We start from the raw sequence: 20867 nt of genomic DNA, 5'->3' as shown, positions 1-20867 counted from the left end.
CGGAGGATCAGTTCACGCACCGCTGTCCTCGAAGATGACCGGCGTGCCGAGCAGTTCGATATTGACCTTGGCATGGACCTCGGGGCAGCCGAAGCTGTGCTGGCGCACCGTGATCGGGGCACCGGCACCCGCAGGCTCGATGGTCAGCAGGACATCCGGGCCGAGGAACTCGGCGCCGATCACCGTGCCCAGTCCGGCGTCGGCGACGTCGTCGGCCACCACGCTCGCCTGCAGCTGCTCGGGCCGCAGCAACATCGTCGCCGTCCCGTCGGCGACCGCCCCGGCGGGTAGCCGGCCCAGCATGCAGTCGGCGACGCCGTCGCTCACCGTGCAGGGCAGGAACACGCAATCACCGAGGAACTCGGCGGTGAACCGGGTGGTGGGGCGCAGATACACGGCCTGCGGCGTGCCCACCTGGGTGAACCGTCCCCCGCTCATGACGGCCACCTGATCGGCGATCGACAGCGCCTCCTCCTGGTCGTGAGTGACCAGCAGAGTGGTCACTCCGGCCTCGCAAAGGGTTTGTGCCACCGCCTTTCTGGTGGCCGCACGCAAACCGGTGTCCAGCGAGCTGAACGGTTCGTCGAGCAGCATGAGGGGCGGTTTGCGGGCCAGCGCACGGGCCAGTGCCACCCGCTGCTGCTGGCCGCCGGAGAGCTCGCTCGGGCGCCGCGAGGCCAACGCTTCGGCCAGCGACACCGTGCGCAGCAACTCGTAAACCCGCTCACGCACCTCGTGCTTGCGCAGCCCGCCCTTGAGGCCGTAGGCGACGTTCTGCCCGACGGTCAGGTGGGGGAACAGCGCGCCGTCCTGCGCGACGTAGCCGATGCCGCGCCGATGGGGGGCAACGCTGCCGTCCGGTCCGGCGACCTGCCGTCCGGCCAGGGTGACCGTGCCGCAGTCCGGTGTCTCGAACCCGGCGATGATCCGCAGCAAGGTGGTCTTTCCGCAGCCGGACGGTCCGACCACGGTGGTGATGCTGCCCGCGGCGATGTCGAGGTCAAGGTTGTCCAGGACCGTGACGCCGTTGAATGACTTTGTCACCGCACGGGTCTGGAGCTGATTGGTCGGCTGGATGCTCATAGCGCTGCCACCTTCGACGACTGCCGGACCAGCAGCATGGTGACCGGCAGGGCCAACACGATCATGATGGCCGCATACGGAGCGGCCGCTGCGTAGTCCAGCTCGGAGGCCAGCGACCAGAACCGCATCGACAGCGTTCGGGTACCGGTGGGCGCCAGCAGCAGCGTGGCGGTCAGTTCGGTCGCGACCGCGACGAACACCATCGCCGCACCGGAGGCGGCCGCGGGGGCGGTGAGCCGCATCGTGATCCGGGCGAACGTCACCGCCGGCGGTGCGCCGAGCGTCGACGACGCTTCCTCCAGGCCGACCGGGACCTGCGCCAGGCCGGCTCGCACACTGACCAGGGCCCGCGGGATGAACATCAGGACGTAGGCGGAGACCAGCAGCGTCACCGTCTGGTACAGCGGGGGAGCCACCCGGATGGCCACCGTCACCAGGGCCAGTGCGGTCACGATTCCGGGCAGTGAACTGGTCAGGAAGTTGGCGCCTTCGACGACGCGGGCCAGCGGGCCGCTGGTCCGAACTGCCACCCAGGCAACGGGATAGGCGAGCAGCGTGGCGGCCAGCGCACCCGCGGCGGCCAGTCCGATGGTCTGGAGCAGCGCGACGCTGACGTCGTCGAGCGCCCAGACCTCGATACCACCGATCCACAACCAGCGCAGGATGGTCCATGCCGGCACACCCAACGCCAGCACCGCCACCGCGACCAGACCGGCCAGCGCGGGAATCCGCATGGCACCGACCGCAAGGGTGGTGGCGGGCCTGGGCGCCCCCGAGCCGACCCGGGCGAACTGCGCCCGCCCGCGGGCGGCGGCCTCGGCCACCAGCAGCGCCAGGCATAACACCACCAGCACGCCGGCGAGCATCGAGCCGGCCGCGCCGTCGAACGTCGCCTGGAACTGCTCGAAGATCGCGGTGGTGAAGGTGTCGAACCGCAGCATGGCGAACGCACCGTACTCGGCGAGCAGGTGCACCGCTATCAGCAGCGCGCCGCCGAGGATGGCCAACCGCAACTGCGGCAACACGATTCGCGCGAATACCGCGGCCGAGCCCGAGCCCAGCGCGCGCGCCGACTCCTCGACGGCCGGGTCGAGTCGGCGCAGGGTGGCGGCCGCAGGCAGGTAGGCGAACGGGAAGTAGGACAGCGTCGTCACCAACACCGCACCGCTGAACCCGTGCAGGCTCGGCACCAGACCGACCCAGGCGTAGGAGTTCACGAACGCCGGAACCGCCAGCGGTGTCACCAGAAGAGGCCGCCACAACGCCCGGCCCGGGACGTCGGTGCGTTCGACGAGCCAGGCCGCCCCGATCCCGAGGGCCACACAGAGCGGGACCGTGACGAGGACCAGTCCGAGAGTGTTCACCAGCAATTCGCCGACGCGAGGCCGCAGCAGCAGCTCGGCGGCCCGCTGCGGCCCGGTGGTCACGAACGCCCACCCGACGTAGCCCAGCGGGACGAACGTCACCGCGACCAGGGCCGCCACCACGGTGGCCGACAGCGGGCCGGGCCGACGGCGCGAACCCGGTCGGTTCTCCGTCGGTCGTGGCGGCGCTTGGCGGACGAGGGACACCTACAACAGGCCCGCCTGCGTCATCAGGTCCGACACCTGTTTGGCATCGAGGGTGGACGGGTCGACAGTGGGCGCGTCGAGCTTGGTCAACGGAACCAGCGCCGGGTTGGCGGGCACGCCGCTGGCCACCGGGTACTCGAACGACGTGCCGTTCTCCAGGACCTCCTGGCCGGCTTTGCCGGTGATGAACTCCAGGAACTGCTGCGCCTGGTCCTGTTTCTTGCTCGACTTGAGCACCCCACCGCCGGACAGGCTCAGGAACGCGCCCGGGTCCTGACCGCCAAAGTAGTGCAGCTTGGTGTTGCCGCTCATCTCCTTGGTCTTGGCCTGATCGCGGAACCAGTAGTAGTGATAGATCACCCCGCCGGCGACCTCGCCGTTGTTGACCGCGCGCAGCGTGGCGATGTTGTCGGAGTAGACGACGGCATTGGCCTTCATCCCGACGAGCCACTGCTCGGTGGCCGCCGGACCCTTCAGCTGAAGCAGCGCGGCGACGATGGCCTGGAAGTCGGCCTTGGTCGGCGGCGCGCCCCAGCGGCCCTTCCACTCCGGGCGCTGCAGGTCCAGCAGCGAGGTGGGCAGCTGGCCTGCGGACAGCTTGGCGGGGTTGTAGACGAACACGGTGGTGCGAGCCGCCACGCCGGTCCAGGCATTGCTGGCGGGCCGGAACTGCTGCGGCACGTTGGCGGCGATCGTGGCGTCGATCGGGGCGAACAGGCCGGCCCGTTCGACGGCGGCCATCGCGGGGGAGTTCTCGGTGAGGAAGACGTCGGCAGGTGACTTGGCACCCTCGGCGATCAGCTGGTTGCCCAGTTCGGTGTCGCCGCCCTGGCGGTAGGTGACCTTGATGCCGGTCGCCTTGGTGAACGCGTCGATCCACTCCTTGGTCAGCGACTCGTGCTGGGCGTTGTACACCAGCAGTTCCTCACCGCCGCTCGACGAGCATGCGGTGCCGGCCAGGGCCAGCAGCAGGGCCATCAGGAGTGCCGAGGCCGTCCGCAGCGCGTTTCGGCAGCTGAGCATGCGAGCCCTTCCGTTGGGTGCCAAGGGTTGGCTAACCATATACCTGGTCGCGCACCGGTCGATCCCTTCCTACCCGCCTACCCGCCTACCCGCCGTGGGTTCGATGACCAGCCCAGCCGCCGGAGGCGGCACAATTGGTTCGGTGAGCCCCACCCACCGCTCGAAGGTCCTGATTCTGGGCAGCACCGGTTCGATCGGAACCCAGGCGCTGGAGGTCATCGCCGAGAACCCGGACCGCTTCGAGGTCGTCGGGTTGGCAGCCGGCGGGGGCAACCCCGACCTGCTGGCCCGGCAGCGCGCGGCGACCGGCGTGGCGAACATCGCTGTCGCCGACGAGGCCGCCGCCGACAAAGTGGGTGACGTTTCCTTCCGCGGTGCTGACGCCGCCACCCGGCTGGTCGAGGCCGCCGCCGAAACCACCGGAGTCGACGTCGTGCTCAACGCGCTCGTCGGGGCACTCGGGTTGGAGCCGACGCTGGCCGCGCTGGCCAGCGGCGCGCGGCTGGCGCTGGCCAACAAGGAATCTCTGGTCGCCGGGGGGCCGTTGGTGGTCAAAGCCGCCGGCCCCGGTCAGATCGTGCCCGTCGACTCCGAGCATTCGGCGCTGGCCCAGTGCCTGCGCTCGGGGCGCGATGAGGAGGTCGCCCGGCTGGTGCTGACCGCCTCCGGTGGCCCGTTCCGCGGGTGGGCGGCCGCCGACCTGGAGTCGGTCACGCCCGAGCAGGCCGGTGCCCATCCGACCTGGAACATGGGCCCGATGAACACCCTGAACTCGGCGTCGCTGGTCAACAAGGGCCTCGAACTCATCGAGACGCACCTGCTGTTCGACGTGCCCTACGACCGCATCGATGTCGTTGTGCACCCGCAGTCGATCGTGCACTCGATGGTGACGTTCGCCGACGGCTCGACGATCGCCCAGGCCAGCCCGCCGGACATGAAGCTGCCGATCTCGCTGGCGCTGGGCTGGCCGGACCGGGTGCCCGGCGCCGCTGCCGCCTGCGACTTCAGCACCGCGTCCCGCTGGGATTTCGAGCCGCTGGACGCCGCGGTATTCCCGGCTGTCGACCTGGCTCGCCACGCCGGACAGGCCGGCGGCTGCCTGCCCGCGGTCTACAACGCCGCCAACGAGGAGGCTGCCGAGGCCTTCCTGGCCGGCCGCATCGGGTTTCCGGCGATCGTGCGAACAATCGCTGACGTCCTGCACGCCGCCGACCAGTGGGCCGCCGAACCGGCTACCGTGGAAGAGGTACTTGACGCGCAGCGCTGGGCCCGGCAGCGAGCCCGCACGGCCGTCACACAGGAGGTCAGTTCACACCGATGATGTTCGCTATCGGCATCGTGCTGTTCGCGCTCGCCATTTTGCTGTCGGTGGCCCTGCACGAATGCGGCCACATGTGGGTGGCGCGTGCCACCGGGATGAAGGTGCGGCGCTACTTCGTCGGGTTCGGCCCGACGCTGTGGTCGACCATGCGGCCCAACCGGCTGGGTCACACCGAGTACGGCGTCAAAGCCGTTCCGCTCGGCGGGTTCTGTGACATCGCCGGCATGACCTCGGTGGAGGAGCTGGCTCCCGAAGACCGGCCGTATGCGATGTACCGACAGAAGACCTGGAAGCGGGTCGCGGTGCTCTTCGCCGGTCCGGCGATGAACTTCCTGATCGGCCTGGTGCTCGTCTACGCGATCGCCGTCATCTGGGGTCTGCCCAACCTGCACGCGCCGACCACTGCGGTCGTCGGCGAAACCCAATGTGTCGCACCGGAAGTCACCAAGGGCAAGCTCGGCGACTGCACCGGGCCCGGCCCGGCCGCGCTGGCCGGTATCAAGGCGGGTGACGTCGTGCTCAAGGTCGGCGGCACCGAGGTGAAGAATTTCGACGAGATGGTCACCGCGGTCCGCAAGGCCTCCGGTCCGACCCCGTTCGTCGTGCAGCGCAGCGAGAACGGTGCCACCCGCGAGTTCACCACCACCGTCGACGTCACGCCGACGCAGCGGTTCGCTGCCAAGGACAAGGGCGCCGAACCCGTTCCCACCAACGTCGGAGCGGTCGGGGTGGCCGCCGCCACGTTCCCGCCGACGCAGTACAACCCGCTGACCGCCGTGCCGGCCACCTTCGTGTTCACCGGTGACCTGGCCGTCGAGCTGGGCAAGTCGCTGGCTGCCATCCCCACGAAGGTCGGTGCGCTGGTGCACGCCATCGGTGGCGGCGAACGGGACCCGGAGACACCGATCAGCGTCGTCGGCGCCAGCATCATCGGCGGCGACACCGTCGATCACGGCCTGTGGGTGGCGTTCTGGTTCTTCCTGGCCCAGCTCAATTTCGTGCTCGGGGCGATCAACCTGGTGCCGCTGCTGCCCTTCGACGGCGGCCATATCGCGATCGCCGTGTTCGAGAAGCTCCGCAACCTGGTCCGGTCCGCGCGCGGCAAGGTCGCCGCCGCGCCGGTCAACTACCTGAAGCTGATGCCCGCCACTTACGTGATCCTCGTCGTGGTAGTCGGCTACATGCTGCTGACCGTGACCGCCGACCTGGTCAATCCGATTCGACTGTTCCAGTAGTCAGCCCGAAGTTTGGAGATGAACGAGTGACTTCGATAGGACTGGGCATGCCTGCCCCGCCGGTACCTGTGCTGGCGCCGCGGCGTAAGACCCGCCAACTCATGGTGCGCGACGTCGGTGTCGGCAGCGACTACCCGATCTCGGTGCAGTCGATGTGCACCACCAAGACCCACGATGTCAACGCGACTCTGCAGCAGATCGCCGAACTGACCGCGGCCGGCTGCGACATCGTGCGGGTGGCCTGTCCGCGTCAGGAAGACGCCGACGCGCTGGCGGCGATCGCCAAGAAGAGCAACATCCCGGTGATCGCCGACATCCACTTCCAGCCCAAGTACATTTTTGCCGCGATCGACGCCGGCTGTGCGGCGGTGCGGGTGAACCCGGGCAACATCAAGGAGTTCGACGGCAGGGTCGCTGAGGTGGCCAAAGCCGCGGGTGCCGCGGGCATCCCGATCCGCATCGGCGTCAACGCCGGCTCGCTGGACAAGCGTTTCCTGGAGAAGTACGGCAAGGCGACCCCCGAGGCCCTGGTCGAATCCGCGCTCTGGGAGGCCTCGCTGTTCGAGGAGCACGGGTTCTCCCAACTCAAGATCAGTGTCAAGCACAATGACCCCGTCGTGATGGTCGCCGCCTACGAGCTGCTGGCCGAAAAGTCTGACTATCCCTTGCATCTCGGGGTGACCGAGGCGGGCCCGGCGTTTCAGGGCACCATCAAGTCGGCGGTCGCCTTCGGTGCGCTGCTCTCGCGTGGCATCGGCGACACCATCCGGGTCTCGCTGTCGGCGCCGCCGGTCGAGGAGGTCAAGGTCGGCACCCAGATTCTGGAGTCGCTGAACCTGCGCCCCCGCGGACTGGAAATCGTGTCCTGCCCGTCGTGTGGGCGCGCCCAGGTCGACGTCTACACGCTGGCCAACGAGGTATCCGCCGGGCTCGACGGCCTCGACGTGCCGCTGCGGGTGGCGGTGATGGGTTGCGTCGTCAACGGTCCGGGTGAGGCCCGGGAGGCCGATCTCGGGGTGGCTTCCGGCAACGGCAAGGGCCAGATCTTCGTCAAGGGGGAGGTCATCAAGACCGTGCCGGAAGCGCTGATCGTGGAGACCTTGATCGAAGAGGCGATGCGACTTGCCGAGCAGCAACGCGGCACGGATGCATCTGCCAGCGGTTCACCGGTCGTCACCGTAAGCTGAGGGGGTAACCGCACAGCGGTTTCTCATACCGCAGAAAGTAACGCCCATGTCGGCTCCGCCACTGTTCCGCCTAGTCGACGAGCGCCGGGTTTCGGTTGTGCGCGACGCGGCAGCCGTGGGCAGGGTCCTGGCCGACGACCCGGTGGGCTCGTGCATGGTGGCCGCCCGGGTGGCCGAGCACGGGGTCGAGCCGCAGGCGATCGGCGGCGAGTTGTGGACGCGCCGTGGGGCCGAGGAATCGTTGTGTTACGCCGGGGCGAACCTGATTCCGTTGCGCGGCGCTCCGTCCGATCTGCACGCGTTCGCCGACAAGGCGATGAGTGCCGCGCGGCGCTGTTCCTCACTGGTCGGCCGCTCCGACTTGGTGCTGCCGATGTGGGATCGCCTGCAGCACGCCTGGGGTCCGGCGCGTGACGTGCGTGACCGCCAGCCGCTGATGGCGCTGGGCATCGAGCCGTCGTGTCCGGCGGATCCCGCCGTGCGCAGGGTGCGGGTCGACGAGCTCGACGCCTACCTGGTGGCGGCCATCGACATGTTCATCGGTGAGGTGGGCATCGACCCGAGGATCGGCGACGGCGGCCGAGGGTATCGCCGCCGGGTCGCCAGCCTGATCGCCGCGGGCCGGGCCTACGCCCGCTTCGAGCACGGCCAGGTGGTGTTCAAGGCCGAGGTGGGTTCGCAGTCACCGGTGGTCGGCCAGATCCAGGGGGTCTGGGTGCATCCCGAGTGGCGCGGCCACGGGCTGGGGACGGCGGGCACCGCCGCGGTAGCGGCCTCGGTGGTCAACGGCGGACGCATCGCCAGCCTCTACGTCAACAGCTACAACACCGTCGCCCGCGCCGCCTACGCGCGGGTGGGTTTCGCCGAGGTGGGGATGTTCGCGACCGTCCTTCTGGACTGACCGTCCCCGACTGGTCGGCACGTCCGCGGTGCGCCTCCGTCGCGTTGCGGTCACGGACTCATAACATCTGTCCCAATGGCTACTTGCACCTCATTGGCAACACGAGTCACAGGCGTTCTGTCGGCCGTGATGGTGGTGGCGGCATCGGCGACGTTGTCCGCCTGCACCCCGCGCCCGGACGGTCCGACTCCGGCCGCCGAACAGTTTTTCGCCGACCTGACCAAGGGCGACACGGCGGCTGCCGCCAAACTGTCCGACCGGCCAGATGACGCACAGTCTGCGCTCAACGAGGCCTGGGCCGGCCTGCAGGCCACCCACCTCGACGCGCAGATCCTCGGCTCGCGCTACACCGAGGACACCGGCAGCGTGAACTACCGCTTCACCTGGCAGCTGCCGAAGAAGCGGACCTGGACCTACGACGGCGTGCTGCAGATGATCCGCGACGAGGGCGCCTGGCATGTGCGCTGGACCCCTGCGGGACTGCATCCGAAACTCGGTGAGCACCAGCGGTTCCTGCTGCGGGCGGATCCGCCGCGGCGCGCATCGGTCAACGAACTCGGCGGCAGCGACGTGCTGGCGCCGGGCAACCTGTACCGCTACCAGCTCGACGCCGCCAAAGCCGGCCCCGACCTGATGGCGACCTCGCGGGTGGTCGCCGACCAGCTGCGCCAGTTCGACAACACCCTGGACCCACAGCGGCTGGCCGAGCAGGCCAGCTCCTCGAGCGCTCCGCTGGACCTCATCACGCTGCGTCCCGCCGATCACGACAAGGTCGGCCCGGCGCTGGACGCGCTGCCCGGTGTCGTCGTTACCCCGCAGGCTGATCTGCTGCCCACCGACGACCACTTCGCGCCGGCGATCATCAGCGAGGTCAAGAAGGCAGTCATCAATCAGCTCGACGGCGAAGCCGGTTGGCGGGTGGTCAGCGTCAACCAGAACGGCGCCGAGGTCGACGTTCTGCACGAGGTGGCGCCTACCCCGGCGCCGTCCGTCTCGATCACGCTGGACCGTTCGGTGCAGAACGCCGCCCAGCACGCGGTCGACACCCAGGGCCGTAAGGCGATGCTGGTCGTGATCAAACCCTCGACCGGAGAGATCCTCGCGGTGGCCCAGAACGCGGCTGCCGACGCCGACGGCCCCGCCGCCACTACCGGCCTCTATCCACCCGGCTCGACATTCAAGATCATCACCGCCGGCGCCGCCATCGACCGCGATATGGCGACCCCCAACACGCTGCTGGGCTGCCCCGGGCAGATCGATATCGGCCAGCGCACGATCCCGAACTACAACAAGTTCGATCTCGGTACCGTCTCGATGTCCAAGGCTTTCGCCAACTCGTGCAACACCACCTTCGCCGAGCTGGCCAGCCGGATGCCCCCCACGGCGCTGACGGTCGCGGCCTCCCAGTACGGCATCGGCCCGGACTACAACATCGCCGGCCTGACCACGGTGACCGGCACGGTCCCCCCGACGGTCAACCTCGCCGAACGCACCGAGGACGGTTTCGGGCAGGGCAAGGTGCTCGTCACGCCGTTCGGGATGGCCCTGGCCGCGGCCACGGTAGCCGCGGGTAAGACGCCCGACCCACACCTGATCGTCGGCAGCCAGACGACCCAGACCGGTGACCACCCGCCGATCACCCCGGTGATGCTCGACGGACTGCGCTCGATGATGCGGCTGGTGGTGACCAACGGCACCGCCAAGGACATCAACGACATGGGTGACGTGCGGGGCAAGACAGGGGAGGCCGAGTTCGACGGCGGCTCGCACGCCTGGTTCACCGGCTACCGCGGCGATCTGGCGTTCTCGGCGCTGATCGTCGGCGGCGGCAGTTCGGAGTACGCCGTGCGCATGGTCAAGATGATGCTGAGCGAGTTGCCCGCCGACTACCTGGCCTGAACGCTCGGGGCGCGGCTGACGTCGCGCGGCGCCAGGCCGTAACATCCTCGACCTTCGACATGGCCCGGTTCTGCAAGTTCATGATGACCGAGATCTTCCCGGGCGGCCGGCTGCCGTCGGTGCGAATGGTCGGGGCGCACGCCGTCAAGCCCGGTTTCACCGTCACCCGGTTCCAATCGCTGCAGTCGCACTACCCCACGACGCTCGACCGCTGGTCAGCGGCGCTGCAGGCGCACAGGGACGAAACCGTGGCCGTCCAGTCCGAAGAGGTCTACGACCGCTATATGAAGTACCTGCTCGGCTGCCCGACCTACCTCGCGAGAGCAACGCTGGCCGCGGCGGTTTCCGAGGCCGGTGGCCTTGGCGTCATCGAAACGCGCACGCCCGAGGGCGTCCGCCATGGTGCTGCTGCCGCTGATTGCCGAACAGGTCGATCGTCCCCTGATCGCCGCCGGTGGCAGCTCTGACGCCCGGTCGGCCGCCGCCGCGGCCCGATTCTGAGTCAGCCGGCGACGATCTCGCTGCCCCGGACTCTTACCGCGACCGGAGCCAGTGGCGCCACCGCGGGCCCGCGTAGCACCGCGCCGTCGAGACCGAATTGGCTGCCGTGGCATGGGCAGTTCAGCGTGCCGTCGGTGACCGATGGCAGCTTGCAGCCGGCGTGCGTGCAGCGGGCGACGAACCCCTCGAACACCCCGGCGGTGGGCTGGGTGACCACGGTGTCGCCGACGACCTTGCCCGAGCCCACCGGGATGTCGGCGGTGGCTGCCAGCATCTGACCCGGCGCCATCGTCGTCGGCGACGCGGTGAGCTCACCGGTGTTGGAGTTGCAGGCGGCAATCGGCGCGACGGCGGCCCCGATCAGGACGGTCCGGCGCGGCAAGGCAAACATCGGCCCAGGCTAGCCGAGGGCCGCCGACAGGGACGTCTGGCCAGGGCGAACAGGTACCGTGGAATGGCTATGACCGGACTCGACCACACACCCGCGCTGCGCGTGTCCGATGCCGACCGCAACGGGACCCTGCGGCGGTTGCACAACGCCGTCGCGCTGGGATTGATCGATATCGGCGAATTCGAGGAGCGTTCCGCACAGGTGTCGGCAGCCCGGATGCACGCCGATCTGGAGGTGCTGGTCGACGACCTGCCGGGCCCGGGCGCCATCGTCACCTCGGCGGCCGACCGGGTCGAACTGCGCGGCTGGCTGGGGTCGCTCAAGCGGCACGGCGAGTGGACCGTTCCAACCAGGCTGGCCTTGGTGCGACGGGTCGGCTCGGTGGAACTCGACCTCACCGCCGCCCGCTTCGCCGGGCCGGTCGTCGTCATCGAACTCGACCTGGTGCGCGGCTCGCTGGAACTGCGGCTGCCCGATGGTGCCAGCGCCTCGATCGACGACGTCACCGTCTACGCGGGCAGCGCCAGGGACCGGCGTAAGGACGCCCCGGCGGAGGGCACCCCGCACGTGGTGCTCACCGGTCGCGTCGTGATGGGGTCGGTCAACGTCCGTGGCCCCAAGCGGCCACTGCTGCGCCGCCACTAGGCTGGGAAGATGCCCGTACGCAGTGCACTCCTCCCCGGAGTGGTATCACCGACCCTGCCGGTCCCCAAGTCGATCGAGCGCCCCGAATACGTCGGCAAGTCCACGGTCGCCGAGGGCAGCGAACCCTGGATCCAGACGCCCGAGGTCATCGAGAAGATGCGGATCGCCGGGCGCATCGCGGCCCGCGCGCTCGCCGAGGCAGGCAAGGCCGTCGCGCCGGGGGTGACCACCGACCAACTCGACCGGATCGCCCACGAGTACATGGTGGACCATGGCGCCTATCCGTCGACGCTGCATTACAAGGGCTATCCGAAGTCGTGCTGCACCTCGCTCAACGAGATCATCTGCCACGGCATCCCGGACTCCACTGTCATCGAGGACGGGGACATCGTCAACATCGACGTGACCGCCTACATCAACGGCGTGCACGGCGACACCAATGCCACATTCCTGGCCGGTGACGTCAGCGAGGAGCACCGCCTGCTGGTCGAACGCACCCACGAGGCGACGATGCGGGCGATCAAGGCGGTTAAGCCCGGGCGGGCCCTCTCGGTCGTCGGCAGGGTCATCGAGGCGTACGCAAACCGGTTCGGCTACAACGTGGTTCGCGACTTCACCGGTCACGGCATCGGTACGACGTTCCACAACGGGCTGGTCGTACTGCATTACGACCAGCCCAGCGTGCAGACCGTGCTCGAGCCGGGCATGACCTTCACCATCGAACCGATGATCAACCTCGGCGCGCTGGACTACGAGATCTGGGACGATGGCTGGACGGTGGCCACCCGGGACCGCAAGTGGACCGCCCAGTTCGAGCACACCCTGGTCGTGACCGAGGACGGCGCCGAGATCCTGACCCTGCCGTGAGACTCTGTCTGCTCGCCCCGAGACCGTGAGGGGAGCGCTTCTGGTCGCCGGCACCACCTCCGACGCCGGCAAGTCCATGGTGGTGGCCGGCCTGTGCAGGCTGCTGGCACGCGGGGGCGTTCGTGTCGCACCGTTCAAGGCGCAGAACATGAGCAACAACTCGGTCGTTGCCCTGGACGCGGAAGGGGTCGGCGGCGAGATCGGCCGGGCCCAGGGCATGCAGGCCCGGGCGGCCGGGCTCGAACCGTCCACCCGGTTCAACCCGGTGCTGCTCAAACCCGGCAGCGACCGCACTTCGCAGCTGGTGGTCCGGGGGCACCCGGTCGGCACGGTCAGCGCCGCGGACTACATGCAACACCGGGCACACCTAGCCGGGGTGGTCGCCGACGAATTGGCTTCCCTACGGGAGGAATTCGACGTCGTCCTGTGTGAAGGCGCCGGCTCGCCGGCCGAGATCAATCTGCGCGCAACCGATCTGGCCAACATGGGTCTGGCCCGGGCGGCGAACCTGCCAGTGGTCGTCGTCGGGGACATCGACCGGGGTGGACTGCTGGCCCACCTGTTCGGCACCGTAGCCGTGCTCAGCCCACCGGACCAGGCGCTTGTCGCCGGCTTTATCGTCAACAAGTTCCGCGGCGACCCGGCGCTGCTGGCGCCCGGCCTCGACCAACTCCAGGCGCTGGCCGGGCGGCCCACCTACGGCGTGCTGCCCTACAGCGACCAGTTGTGGCTCGACACCGAGGATTCGGTGTCGGTGGTGGCCCGCCAGGTGGTGGGGGTGCCGGACCCGCCACGCGGTGAGCAGTGGTTGCGGGTCGCCGCGATCCGGCTGCCGCGGATCTCGAATTCCACCGACGTCGAAGCGCTGGCCTGCGAACCCGGCGTGCTGGTGCGGTGGGCAAGCGAGCCCGCCGACGTCGCCGACGCCGACCTCGTCGTCATCCCCGGCAGCAAGGCGACCGTCGCGGACCTGCAGTGGCTGCGCGAGCGGGGCCTGGCCGACGCGATCACGTCGTACGCCGCCAGCGGGCGTCCGCTGCTCGGCATCTGCGGCGGATTCCAGATGCTGTGCCGGCGCATCGAGGACACCGTGGAAACCCGCGCCGGTGTGGTCGACGGGCTGGGCCTGCTCGACGCCGATATCGAGTTCGCCCCCGAGAAGGTGCTGCGGCGCTGGACGCAGCCGTTGTGCGGATACGAAATCCACCACGGCCGGGTGACGCGCTGCGCCGAGGACACCTGGTTCGGCGCCGACCAGGCTGTGCAGGGTGTCGTGCGCGGGGCGGTGTTCGGCACCCACTGGCACGGCCTGCTGGACAACGACGCATTCCGCCGCGGCTGGCTCACCGCCGTTGCCGCCGCCGCGGGCCGGTCGGGTTTCCGGGTTGCCGACGACATCAGCGTGCCCGCCCGCCGCGACAGCCAGCTCGACGTGATGGCCGACCTCCTGGCCGCCCACCTCGACCTCGATGCGGTGTTCGCCCTCATCGGCGGCGGCCCACCGGTGCGGCCCACCGTCACCAGCGCGCTGCGTGGGTAGCCTGGACGTATGTGGGCTCGCGCAACGATGGTCGCGACGCTGGGCGCGGTCGCGGTACTCGGCGTCGGGTGCGGCTCCACGGTGGCTGGCACGGCCAGCTGGCCCGGTGCCGCACTGGCGAAAGTTGCGCTGAGGGAAGCCGATTTCCCCACAGGTGTGCAATACGACCGTATCGTCGAGCGGCCCGGCCAGCCCGACGGTGCGGGCAGTCCACCCTCGATGCTCTCCCGCCCGGAGGGCTGCGCGAACGCACTGACCAACGTGATCGCCGCATCGGCCGAACGCGGGCCCGGCGCCGCGACGAAATACTCGGTCACCTATGACGGCGCCCGCATCGTGATGACCGTACTGTCCGCACCGCTGGATCTGGCCAAACTCGAAGCCGCCGCCCGCCGTTGCGAGAAATTCGAGGCGTTCTTCGACCCGACGACCGACGGAATCCCGATCACCACCACCGAGCTACCCGGCCTGGCCGACGATGCGCTGGCGTATCAACAGACCATGCAGTTGCGGGGCTCGCCCAGTAGCGTCTACATGGCATTCCAGAACGTCGGCCGCTACGGTGCGTTCGGAATCGCCTTTCCCACACGCGATCCCGGCGTCGCCGCCAAAGCGACGCTGCCGCAGACGTTCCTGGACGTCTTCGGTAAGCAGGCGGCGAAGATCCGCCAAGCTACCTGAGTAGGCGCTGAGAGACCGTGAGCAAAACGCGCACCGGACGCCACTTTCGCAGTAGCGTTGGCAGATGCCTTCGACAATGGTGACTGTCGACGGGTTCCCCGTTCCGGTCAGTGTGACCGGCCCGGAGAAAGGGCCGTCGGTCGTCGTACTGGGTGCGGCCCAGCATGCACCCGCCGCGTACGACGGTGTCTGTCAACGGCTGCACACGGCATCGGTACGCACGGTGGTCATCGGTGCCGACCCTCGGCTGCACGCCAAGGCGGTGCTGGGCATTCTCGACGCGCTGGACGTGCGCTGGGGAGTGTTGGTGGGGGACCGGGCCGGCGCCGAGATCGCGTGGGAGCTGGCCGCCACCCGCTTGGACCGGTTCACCGGTCTGGTGGTGATCGATCGCGGGCATCCGCGGGTGCCCGACCAGAACGGCGTGGTGCGCGACGAGGACTGCCCATCGGTGGAGATCAACACCACTGCCATGGCCAGCACCCCGGCTGCCAGGACCCTGGCGCGGGCCAGCCAGCGCTTCGTCTACGGCGACTACCGGGTGGTGGAATTCGGCGCGCGGCGCAATGCCGCCGAATCGACCGCCCAACTGGCCGCCGAGATCGTTCTGCGCACCAGCACCTGGTGAGTTCAGCCCACGGGCTCGTCCGGCGTCCACGCCTGGGGTAGTCCGGGCTGGCCGGGAAACAGGAAATCGATGAAGGCCTGCGCGGTGGGCTGCGGCTCGTGGTTGGCCAGGCCAGGGCGTTCGTTGGCTTCGATGAACACGTACTCGTCGCGGGTCACGTCCGGCACCAGCAGGTCGATACCCGTGACCGGGATTCCGATGGCCGCCGCGGCGACCACCGCAACCCGGCACAGCTCAGGGTGCACCGTCGCGGTGACATCGTGAATGGTGCCGCCCTGGTGCAGGTTTGCCGCGCGGCGAACCCGCAACCGCACCCCTTCGTCCAGCACGTCGTCGAAGGCCAGGCCGGCCTCGGCGACGGTGGCCGCGGTGACTTCGTCGAGCGGGATGCGCGACTCGCCGCCGGTGGCCGCCGCACGGCGCCGGCTCTGCGTCTCGATCAGCTCCCGCACGGTGTGGGTGCCGGTGCCCACCACCTCGGCGGGCCGGCGCAGGGCCGCGGCCACCACCTTGCCGTCGATCACCACCAGACGCAGGTCATCGCCGGTGGCGCGCTGTTCGATGAGCACTTCGGGGTGTTGTTCGCGGGCCCGGGCCAGCGCCGCGTCCAGTGCGTCCGGTCCATCGACTCCGACGGTGATGCCTTTGCCCTGTTCGCCGCGGGTCGGCTTGACCACCACGTCGCCCACCTCGGCCAGGAACGCGTGGTCCTCGGCGTCGAAGGTGGCCAGCCGGCCCTTGGGGACCACGATTCCGGCCTCGGCGACGATGCGGCGGGTGAGGCGCTTGTCGTCGCAGCGGCTCATCGCGACCGCGGAGGTGTACTCGCTCAACGATTCCCGGGTCACCACGCTGCGGCCGCCGTGCGACAGCCGTATCTCGCCGGTCTCCGCGTCGAGCACCTCGACGCGGATCCCGCGCCGCGTAGCCTCGTCGGCGATGATGCGAGCGTAGGGGTTGAGGTCGTCAATCGTCTCCGACGGCGGGGTGAACAGCGGTTCGTTGATGGCGTTCTTGCGTTTGACGGCGAGGACCGGCACCCGCTGGAAACCTAGCTTCTCGTAGAGCCCGATCGCGGCGTCGTTGTCGTAGGCGACCGACAGGTCGAGGTAGGCGCGGCCCCGGTCCCGGAAGATCGCGGCCAGTGTGCGGGTCAGCGACGCGCCGATGCCGGGCAGGCTGGCGGTCGGGTCGACGGCCAGGGTCCACAGGCTCGAGCCGTCCTCGGGGTCGTTGAACAGCCGTTTGTGGTCGACGCCGGTGACGGTGCCGACCACCGAGCCGTCGTCGTCGCGGACCGCGACGAGATACTCGACGGCGTCGGCGTGCAGGTGGTTGTTCCAGATCACGTCCGTGGGTGCGGGCACCATGCCGCACCGCACGTAGACCCGGTTCATCGCGTCCGCCTCGGCCCGGTCGTGCAGCGGGCGCACCGAGAAGCCGACCGGGCGGGGACCGTCGGGGTCGTTGTCGCTCAGGCGCCACCGGTAGGTGTGGCTGGGGTCGATGAACAGCTCGGCCGGTGACTTGGCCACCAGCACATGGGATTCGCGGGCGTAGATGCAGATGTCGCGTCGGCCGCGTTCCTCCTGTTGTAGCACGGCGGCGAGCTTGTCGGGGTCGGCGAAGGTCTGACCGAAAATGAGCCGTCCCCAACCCAATTCGAGAACCGCGTCGTCGGACATCTCCTCGACCAGGTGTTGCGGCGACGCGTCGTGCAGGCCGAGGGTGATGGCCTCGGTGTGGTCTGTCGTCATGGGCGATCCGCCTTCGGCTAGTCGCTGGCTCACGCGGCCGGCCCGGTGATGCCGTGCCGTTGCAACCACAGTTCGAGCAGGCCGAGCTGCCAGAGCTCGTTGCCACGCAGGGGAGTCAGCCGGCCGTTGGGGTCGGCGAGCAACCGCTCGACGGCCTCGGGCCGGAACAGCCCGCGCTCCTTGGCCTGCGGCGCGTAGAGCGCGTCACGGACCATCTCGAGGTAGGGGCCCTCGAGGTGGGTGAGTGCTGGGACCGGGAAGTAGCCTTTCGGCCGGTCGATCACTTCGGCGGGGATGACATGGCGGGCAGCCTCTTTCAAGACGCCCTTGCCGCCGTGGGCGGTCTTGTACTCCGGCGGGCAGGTGGCAGCCAGTTCGACCAGCTCGTGGTCCAAAAACGGTACTCGGCCTTCCAGGCCCCACGCCATCGTCATGTTGTCGACCCGTTTGACCGGGTCGTCGACCAGCATCACGGTGGTGTCCAGGCGCAGCGCGCGGTCCACGCCGCTCTGGGCGCCGGCGCGGGCGAAGTGCTCGGCGACGAAGGCCAGGCTGGGATCCTCCCGGCCGGCGAGGCGGTCGTTGGCGAGTAGGGCGGTCACCCCGTCGTGGTCGCGGTCGAAGAACGCGCCGCGGTAGCGGGCGACGGAGCCATCCACACTGGCCGCGTCGGGCTCACCCATCGGCGGGTACCAGTGGTAGCCGGCGAACACCTCGTCGGCGCCCTGACCGGACTGGACCACCTTGACGTGCTTGGCGACCTCCTGGCTGAGCAGGTAGAACGCGACGCAGTCGTGGCTGACCATCGGCTCGCTCATCGCGCCGATCGCCCCGTCGAGGGCGGGCAGCATGCGGGCGGTGTCGATGCGGATCTGGTGGTGGTCGGTGCCGAACCGCCGCGCCACGATGTCGGAGTAGACGAATTCGTCGCCCTTCACGCCGCCGACGGATTCGAAGCCGATGGAGAACGTCGACAGCCCGCTCTGGCCGGCCTCGGCCAGTAGCCCGACGATCAGGCTGGAGTCCACCCCACCGGACAGCAGGCAACCGACCGGCACGTCGGCCACCAGCCTGCGCCTGACGGCGGTGCGTAACGCGTCCAGAACGGCTTCCTGCCAATCGGTTTCGCTCCAGTTGGCACGATCGGCGCGGCGGCTGAAATCGGGGGACCAGTAGGTGGTCTCGGTGCGGGTGCCGTCGGGTTCGATCGCCAGCAGTGAACCGGGAGTCAGCTTGCGGACGCCGGACAGAATGGTGCGCGGGGCGGGCACCACCGAATGGAAGGTTAGGTAGTGGTGCAGGGCGACCGGGTCGATGCGGGTATCGACGCCACCGCCGGCCAGCAGCGCGGGCAGCGTGGAGGCGAAGCGGATGCGCTGGGCGTCCTCGGTGATGTAGAGCGGTTTGATGCCCAGCCGGTCGCGGCCGAGCAGCACCCGGCCGCTGTCGCGCTCGACGATGGCGAAGGCGAACATGCCGTGCAGGCGCTCGACGAACTTGTCACCCCAGTGGTGATAGGCCTTGAGCAGGACCTCGGTGTCGCTGTGCGAGAAGAAGCGGTAACCGCGGCCGGCCAACTCGTCGCGCAGGGCCTCGTAGTTGTAGATGCAGCCGTTCCAGCCGATCGTCAGGCCGAGATCGGAGTCCACCATGGGCTGTGCCCCGGCCTCGGACAAGTCGATGATCTTGAGTCGGCGGTGGCCCAGTGCCACCCGGCCCTGCGACCACACCCCGGCGGCGTCGGGTCCGCGGGGCGCCATGGTGGCTGCCATCGCGGCCACCGCTGCCACATCGGGTACCTGGTTGTCGAGTCGGACTTCACCAGTCGCTCCACACATCGCTTCGAACCTACCCGTGTCCTCTGCCCATCGATACCTGGGCGCTGCCTGCGACGGCGCCTGGTGCGGGGTTTACCCAGGCGAGAGACCCTCTAATCTCACGGACTTCTCATAATCGACGGTCGTTGCCCGGCGGGGCAGACAGAAGGACCGCGCCCCTCGGCCTGGGGCACGAGGGGCGCGGGACCCGCCTCCCGGCGGGCCTGGGGTGTGGTCTGGCGACTGTGTCAGGAAACCCCCTCCAGCTCCTCACCTGTCGCGTCGACCTGCTTGATGGGGCCGGTGAACCAGTTCTTCACCGACGCGTGCCAGTAGATGTAGAGCAGGATCAGCACGCCGCCCACCACCAGCGGGGTGTAGTTGACGAACTTCCACTCGAAGCTGGGGTCCCACGGCGCGCCGCCGAGGGAGGTAGGGAACATGGCGATGATCGAGGTGATGACGATCTCGGCCAGTGCCAGCGGGGCCATCCACTTGTGGTGGCCGCGCAGGTTCCACTTGCCCAGCGGGAACGAGTCGCCGGCCTTCCAGCGGAAATAGATCGGGACGGCGAAGCACAGGTACAGGCCGACCACGCCGATGGAGACCACCGCGAAGAACGCGATCGGTACCGGCGCGCCGTTGATGTCGACCTCTACAAGTGCCGGCAGGGTCAGGATTGCCGCGATCACCGCGGTCACCATCACGGCGTTGGCGGGCACTTTCCTGGTGCTGAGCTTCGACCACAGCTGATGACCCGGCACCGCGCGGTCACGGCTGAACGCGAACAACATGCGCGAGGCACTGGTCTGGCATGCGGTGGTGCAGAACAGCTGGCCGGCGGTCGAGATCAACAGCACAATCACCACCCACTTGGAGTCCATCGCCTGAGTGAAGATGGTGGCCACCGCGCCACCGCCCTTGGTGACTCCGTCGACGTCCTGGACGGCGAACAGGAATGTCAATAGCAGGATCCAGCCGCCGATCGTGGAGTAGAAGATCGAGCGCCAGATGCCCTTGGCGGCACCGTCGGCCGCGCTCTTGGTCTCCTCCGACAGATGGGCGGAGGCGTCGTAACCGGTGATCGTGTACTGGGTCAGGATCGCCGACATGGGCAGAACGAACAGCAGGAAGCCGAACCCGGAGGTGGACCCGCCGAAGAAGCCGGTGTTGTTGACGGTCGTGGCGAACACCGTGGAGAAGCTGGCGTGCTGCTCGGGGATGAGCCACAGGATGACGATCACGGCGGCGGCGCCGATGACGTGCCACCACACCGAGATGTTGTTGATGACGGCCAGCAGGTGGCTGGAGAAGATGTTGATGGTCGCGACGACGACGAGGATAACCAGGAACATGATGAAGGTCCGGGTCAAGCTGTAGCCGGCCAGCCAGCTCTCGCTGAACGTGCCCAAGGTCAGGTCGAGGAAGGTGGCCGAGCCGTAGGCCACCGACGCCAGGATCGCGATCAGTCCGATGAGGTTGAGCCAGCCGGTGTAGAAGCCGGCCTTCGGCCCGCCGAGTTTTGCTGCCCACCAGTAGATTCCGCCGGAGGTGGGGAACGCCGAAACCAGCTCGGACATGCACAGCCCGATCAGCAGGATGAAGACCGATAGGATCGGCCAGCCCCACGCGATGGCGGCCGGGCCGCCGTTGTTCCAGCCGAGGCCGAACGAGGTGAAGCAGCCCGCCAGGATCGAGATGATCGAGAACGAGATGGCGAAGTTGGAGAAACCCGACCAGGACCGGTGCAGCTCCTGGGTGTAGCCCAGACTGGCGAGATGCCGTTCGTCTTCGTCGAGCAGTTCATGACCCTCTGGCAC

Annotated in this window: 17 protein-coding genes and 2 pseudogenes; 12 read left to right on the top strand and 7 right to left on the bottom strand. The window is 68.8% G+C overall.

Annotation, left to right across the window (positions count from 1 at the left end; translation table 11 throughout):
* Window positions 1–12: 12 nt before the first annotated feature.
* From ACXDF8_RS10595 to ACXDF8_RS10585, 3 genes are read right to left on the bottom strand one after another with little or no spacing between them, the layout of a single operon-like run.
* Window positions 13–1083, bottom strand: a complete 1071-nt coding sequence (locus tag ACXDF8_RS10595) for an ABC transporter ATP-binding protein (RefSeq protein WP_457223200.1) — start codon at window positions 1081–1083, stop codon at window positions 13–15.
* Complete coding sequence (locus ACXDF8_RS10590; RefSeq protein ID WP_457223199.1) at window positions 1080–2654, bottom strand: ABC transporter permease; 1575 nt, start codon at window positions 2652–2654, stop codon at window positions 1080–1082. The genes ACXDF8_RS10595 and ACXDF8_RS10590 overlap by 4 nt, the downstream gene beginning before the upstream one ends.
* Window positions 2655–3632 carry an iron ABC transporter substrate-binding protein gene (locus ACXDF8_RS10585; protein WP_457223369.1) on the bottom strand — a complete coding sequence of 326 codons (978 nt, stop codon included), beginning with the start codon at window positions 3630–3632 and terminating at the stop codon, window positions 2655–2657.
* A 187-nt stretch (window positions 3633–3819) separates the two neighbouring features.
* Here ACXDF8_RS10585 and dxr point away from each other — a divergent pair, with 187 nt between their 5' ends.
* From dxr to ACXDF8_RS10550, 7 genes and pseudogenes are all read left to right on the top strand, one after another.
* A complete protein-coding gene (gene dxr, locus ACXDF8_RS10580) occupies window positions 3820–4998 on the top strand; it encodes a 1-deoxy-D-xylulose-5-phosphate reductoisomerase (RefSeq protein ID WP_457223198.1) in 1179 nt (392 codons plus the stop codon).
* A complete protein-coding gene (locus tag ACXDF8_RS10575; RefSeq protein ID WP_457223197.1) occupies window positions 4995–6233 on the top strand; it encodes a M50 family metallopeptidase in 1239 nt (412 codons plus the stop codon). The genes dxr and ACXDF8_RS10575 overlap by 4 nt, the downstream gene beginning before the upstream one ends.
* A gap of 47 nt (window positions 6234–6280) precedes the next feature.
* A complete protein-coding gene (gene ispG, locus ACXDF8_RS10570) occupies window positions 6281–7420 on the top strand; it encodes a flavodoxin-dependent (E)-4-hydroxy-3-methylbut-2-enyl-diphosphate synthase (protein WP_457223196.1) in 1140 nt (379 codons plus the stop codon).
* A 46-nt stretch (window positions 7421–7466) separates the two neighbouring features.
* The gene (locus tag ACXDF8_RS10565) at window positions 7467–8321 is read left to right on the top strand and encodes a GNAT family N-acetyltransferase (RefSeq protein ID WP_457223195.1); all 855 of its coding nucleotides are present in this window, start codon (window positions 7467–7469) and stop codon (window positions 8319–8321) included.
* 75 nt (window positions 8322–8396) lie between these two features.
* Entirely contained in the window at window positions 8397–10220 is a 1824-nt protein-coding gene (locus ACXDF8_RS10560; RefSeq protein ID WP_457223194.1) for a penicillin-binding transpeptidase domain-containing protein, read from the top strand.
* 50 nt (window positions 10221–10270) lie between these two features.
* Window positions 10271–10525, top strand: a pseudogene (locus ACXDF8_RS10555) (class I SAM-dependent methyltransferase); the annotation flags it as partial.
* Window positions 10526–10610: 85 nt separating this feature from the next.
* Window positions 10611–10709: pseudogene (locus ACXDF8_RS10550) on the top strand (nitronate monooxygenase); the annotation flags it as partial.
* A gap of 13 nt (window positions 10710–10722) precedes the next feature.
* Here the strand turns inward: ACXDF8_RS10550 and ACXDF8_RS10545 are convergent.
* A complete protein-coding gene (locus ACXDF8_RS10545; protein ID WP_457223193.1) occupies window positions 10723–11112 on the bottom strand; it encodes a Rieske (2Fe-2S) protein in 390 nt (129 codons plus the stop codon).
* Window positions 11113–11175: 63 nt separating this feature from the next.
* Between ACXDF8_RS10545 and ACXDF8_RS10540 the strand changes: the two genes are divergently transcribed.
* The 5 genes from ACXDF8_RS10540 to ACXDF8_RS10520 all read left to right on the top strand — a co-directional run bounded on the left by ACXDF8_RS10540 (window position 11176) and on the right by ACXDF8_RS10520 (window position 15473).
* The gene (locus tag ACXDF8_RS10540; protein WP_457223192.1) at window positions 11176–11757 is read left to right on the top strand and encodes a DUF1707 SHOCT-like domain-containing protein; all 582 of its coding nucleotides are present in this window, start codon (window positions 11176–11178) and stop codon (window positions 11755–11757) included.
* Window positions 11758–11766: 9 nt separating this feature from the next.
* Window positions 11767–12624, top strand: a complete 858-nt coding sequence (gene map / locus ACXDF8_RS10535; protein WP_457223191.1) for a type I methionyl aminopeptidase — start codon at window positions 11767–11769, stop codon at window positions 12622–12624.
* A gap of 25 nt (window positions 12625–12649) precedes the next feature.
* Window positions 12650–14164 carry a cobyric acid synthase gene (locus tag ACXDF8_RS10530; protein WP_457223190.1) on the top strand — a complete coding sequence of 505 codons (1515 nt, stop codon included), beginning with the start codon at window positions 12650–12652 and terminating at the stop codon, window positions 14162–14164.
* A 9-nt stretch (window positions 14165–14173) separates the two neighbouring features.
* Window positions 14174–14845, top strand: a complete 672-nt coding sequence (locus ACXDF8_RS10525; RefSeq protein WP_457223189.1) for a hypothetical protein — start codon at window positions 14174–14176, stop codon at window positions 14843–14845.
* Window positions 14846–14909: 64 nt separating this feature from the next.
* Window positions 14910–15473, top strand: coding sequence for an alpha/beta fold hydrolase (locus ACXDF8_RS10520; protein WP_457223188.1), 564 nt, complete (start codon window positions 14910–14912; stop codon window positions 15471–15473).
* Between the two features lie 2 nt (window positions 15474–15475).
* Here ACXDF8_RS10520 and ngg read toward each other — a convergent pair whose 3' ends face one another.
* The 3 genes from ngg to ACXDF8_RS10505 all read right to left on the bottom strand — a co-directional run bounded on the left by ngg (window position 15476) and on the right by ACXDF8_RS10505 (window position 20867).
* On the bottom strand, window positions 15476–17230 hold the full coding sequence (gene ngg, locus ACXDF8_RS10515) for an N-acetylglutaminylglutamine synthetase (RefSeq protein ID WP_457223187.1): 1755 nt from the start codon (window positions 17228–17230) through the stop codon (window positions 15476–15478).
* Between the two features lie 29 nt (window positions 17231–17259).
* Window positions 17260–19068: an N-acetylglutaminylglutamine amidotransferase gene (locus ACXDF8_RS10510; protein ID WP_457223186.1), complete on the bottom strand. Its 1809-nt coding sequence runs from the start codon at window positions 19066–19068 to the stop codon at window positions 17260–17262.
* A 227-nt stretch (window positions 19069–19295) separates the two neighbouring features.
* Window positions 19296–20867 carry an amino acid permease gene (locus ACXDF8_RS10505; protein WP_457223185.1) on the bottom strand — a complete coding sequence of 524 codons (1572 nt, stop codon included), beginning with the start codon at window positions 20865–20867 and terminating at the stop codon, window positions 19296–19298.

The sequence above is a fragment of the Mycolicibacterium sp. CBM1 genome (assembly GCF_054073305.1).
This window is presented reverse-complemented; position numbering and strand designations above follow the sequence as displayed.

Bases quoted from the DNA above. Each gene is read 5' to 3' on its own strand.
- ACXDF8_RS10595 (WP_457223200.1), bottom strand. From the start codon at position 1,083: ATGAGCATCCAGCCGACCAATCAGCTCCAGACCCGTGCGGTGACAAAG.
- ACXDF8_RS10585 (WP_457223369.1), bottom strand. From the start codon at position 3,632: ATGGCCCTGCTGCTGGCCCTGGCCGGCACCGCATGCTCGTCGAGCGGC.
- ACXDF8_RS10575 (WP_457223197.1), top strand. From the start codon at position 4,995: ATGATGTTCGCTATCGGCATCGTGCTGTTCGCGCTCGCCATTTTGCTG.
- ispG (WP_457223196.1), top strand. From the start codon at position 6,281: ATGCCTGCCCCGCCGGTACCTGTGCTGGCGCCGCGGCGTAAGACCCGC.
- ACXDF8_RS10565 (WP_457223195.1), top strand. From the start codon at position 7,467: ATGTCGGCTCCGCCACTGTTCCGCCTAGTCGACGAGCGCCGGGTTTCG.
- ACXDF8_RS10560 (WP_457223194.1), top strand. From the start codon at position 8,397: ATGGCTACTTGCACCTCATTGGCAACACGAGTCACAGGCGTTCTGTCG.
- ACXDF8_RS10545 (WP_457223193.1), bottom strand. From the start codon at position 11,112: ATGTTTGCCTTGCCGCGCCGGACCGTCCTGATCGGGGCCGCCGTCGCG.
- ACXDF8_RS10540 (WP_457223192.1), top strand. From the start codon at position 11,176: ATGGCTATGACCGGACTCGACCACACACCCGCGCTGCGCGTGTCCGAT.
- map (WP_457223191.1), top strand. From the start codon at position 11,767: ATGCCCGTACGCAGTGCACTCCTCCCCGGAGTGGTATCACCGACCCTG.
- ACXDF8_RS10525 (WP_457223189.1), top strand. From the start codon at position 14,174: ATGTGGGCTCGCGCAACGATGGTCGCGACGCTGGGCGCGGTCGCGGTA.
- ACXDF8_RS10520 (WP_457223188.1), top strand. From the start codon at position 14,910: ATGCCTTCGACAATGGTGACTGTCGACGGGTTCCCCGTTCCGGTCAGT.
- ngg (WP_457223187.1), bottom strand. From the start codon at position 17,230: ATGACGACAGACCACACCGAGGCCATCACCCTCGGCCTGCACGACGCG.
- ACXDF8_RS10510 (WP_457223186.1), bottom strand. From the start codon at position 19,068: ATGTGTGGAGCGACTGGTGAAGTCCGACTCGACAACCAGGTACCCGAT.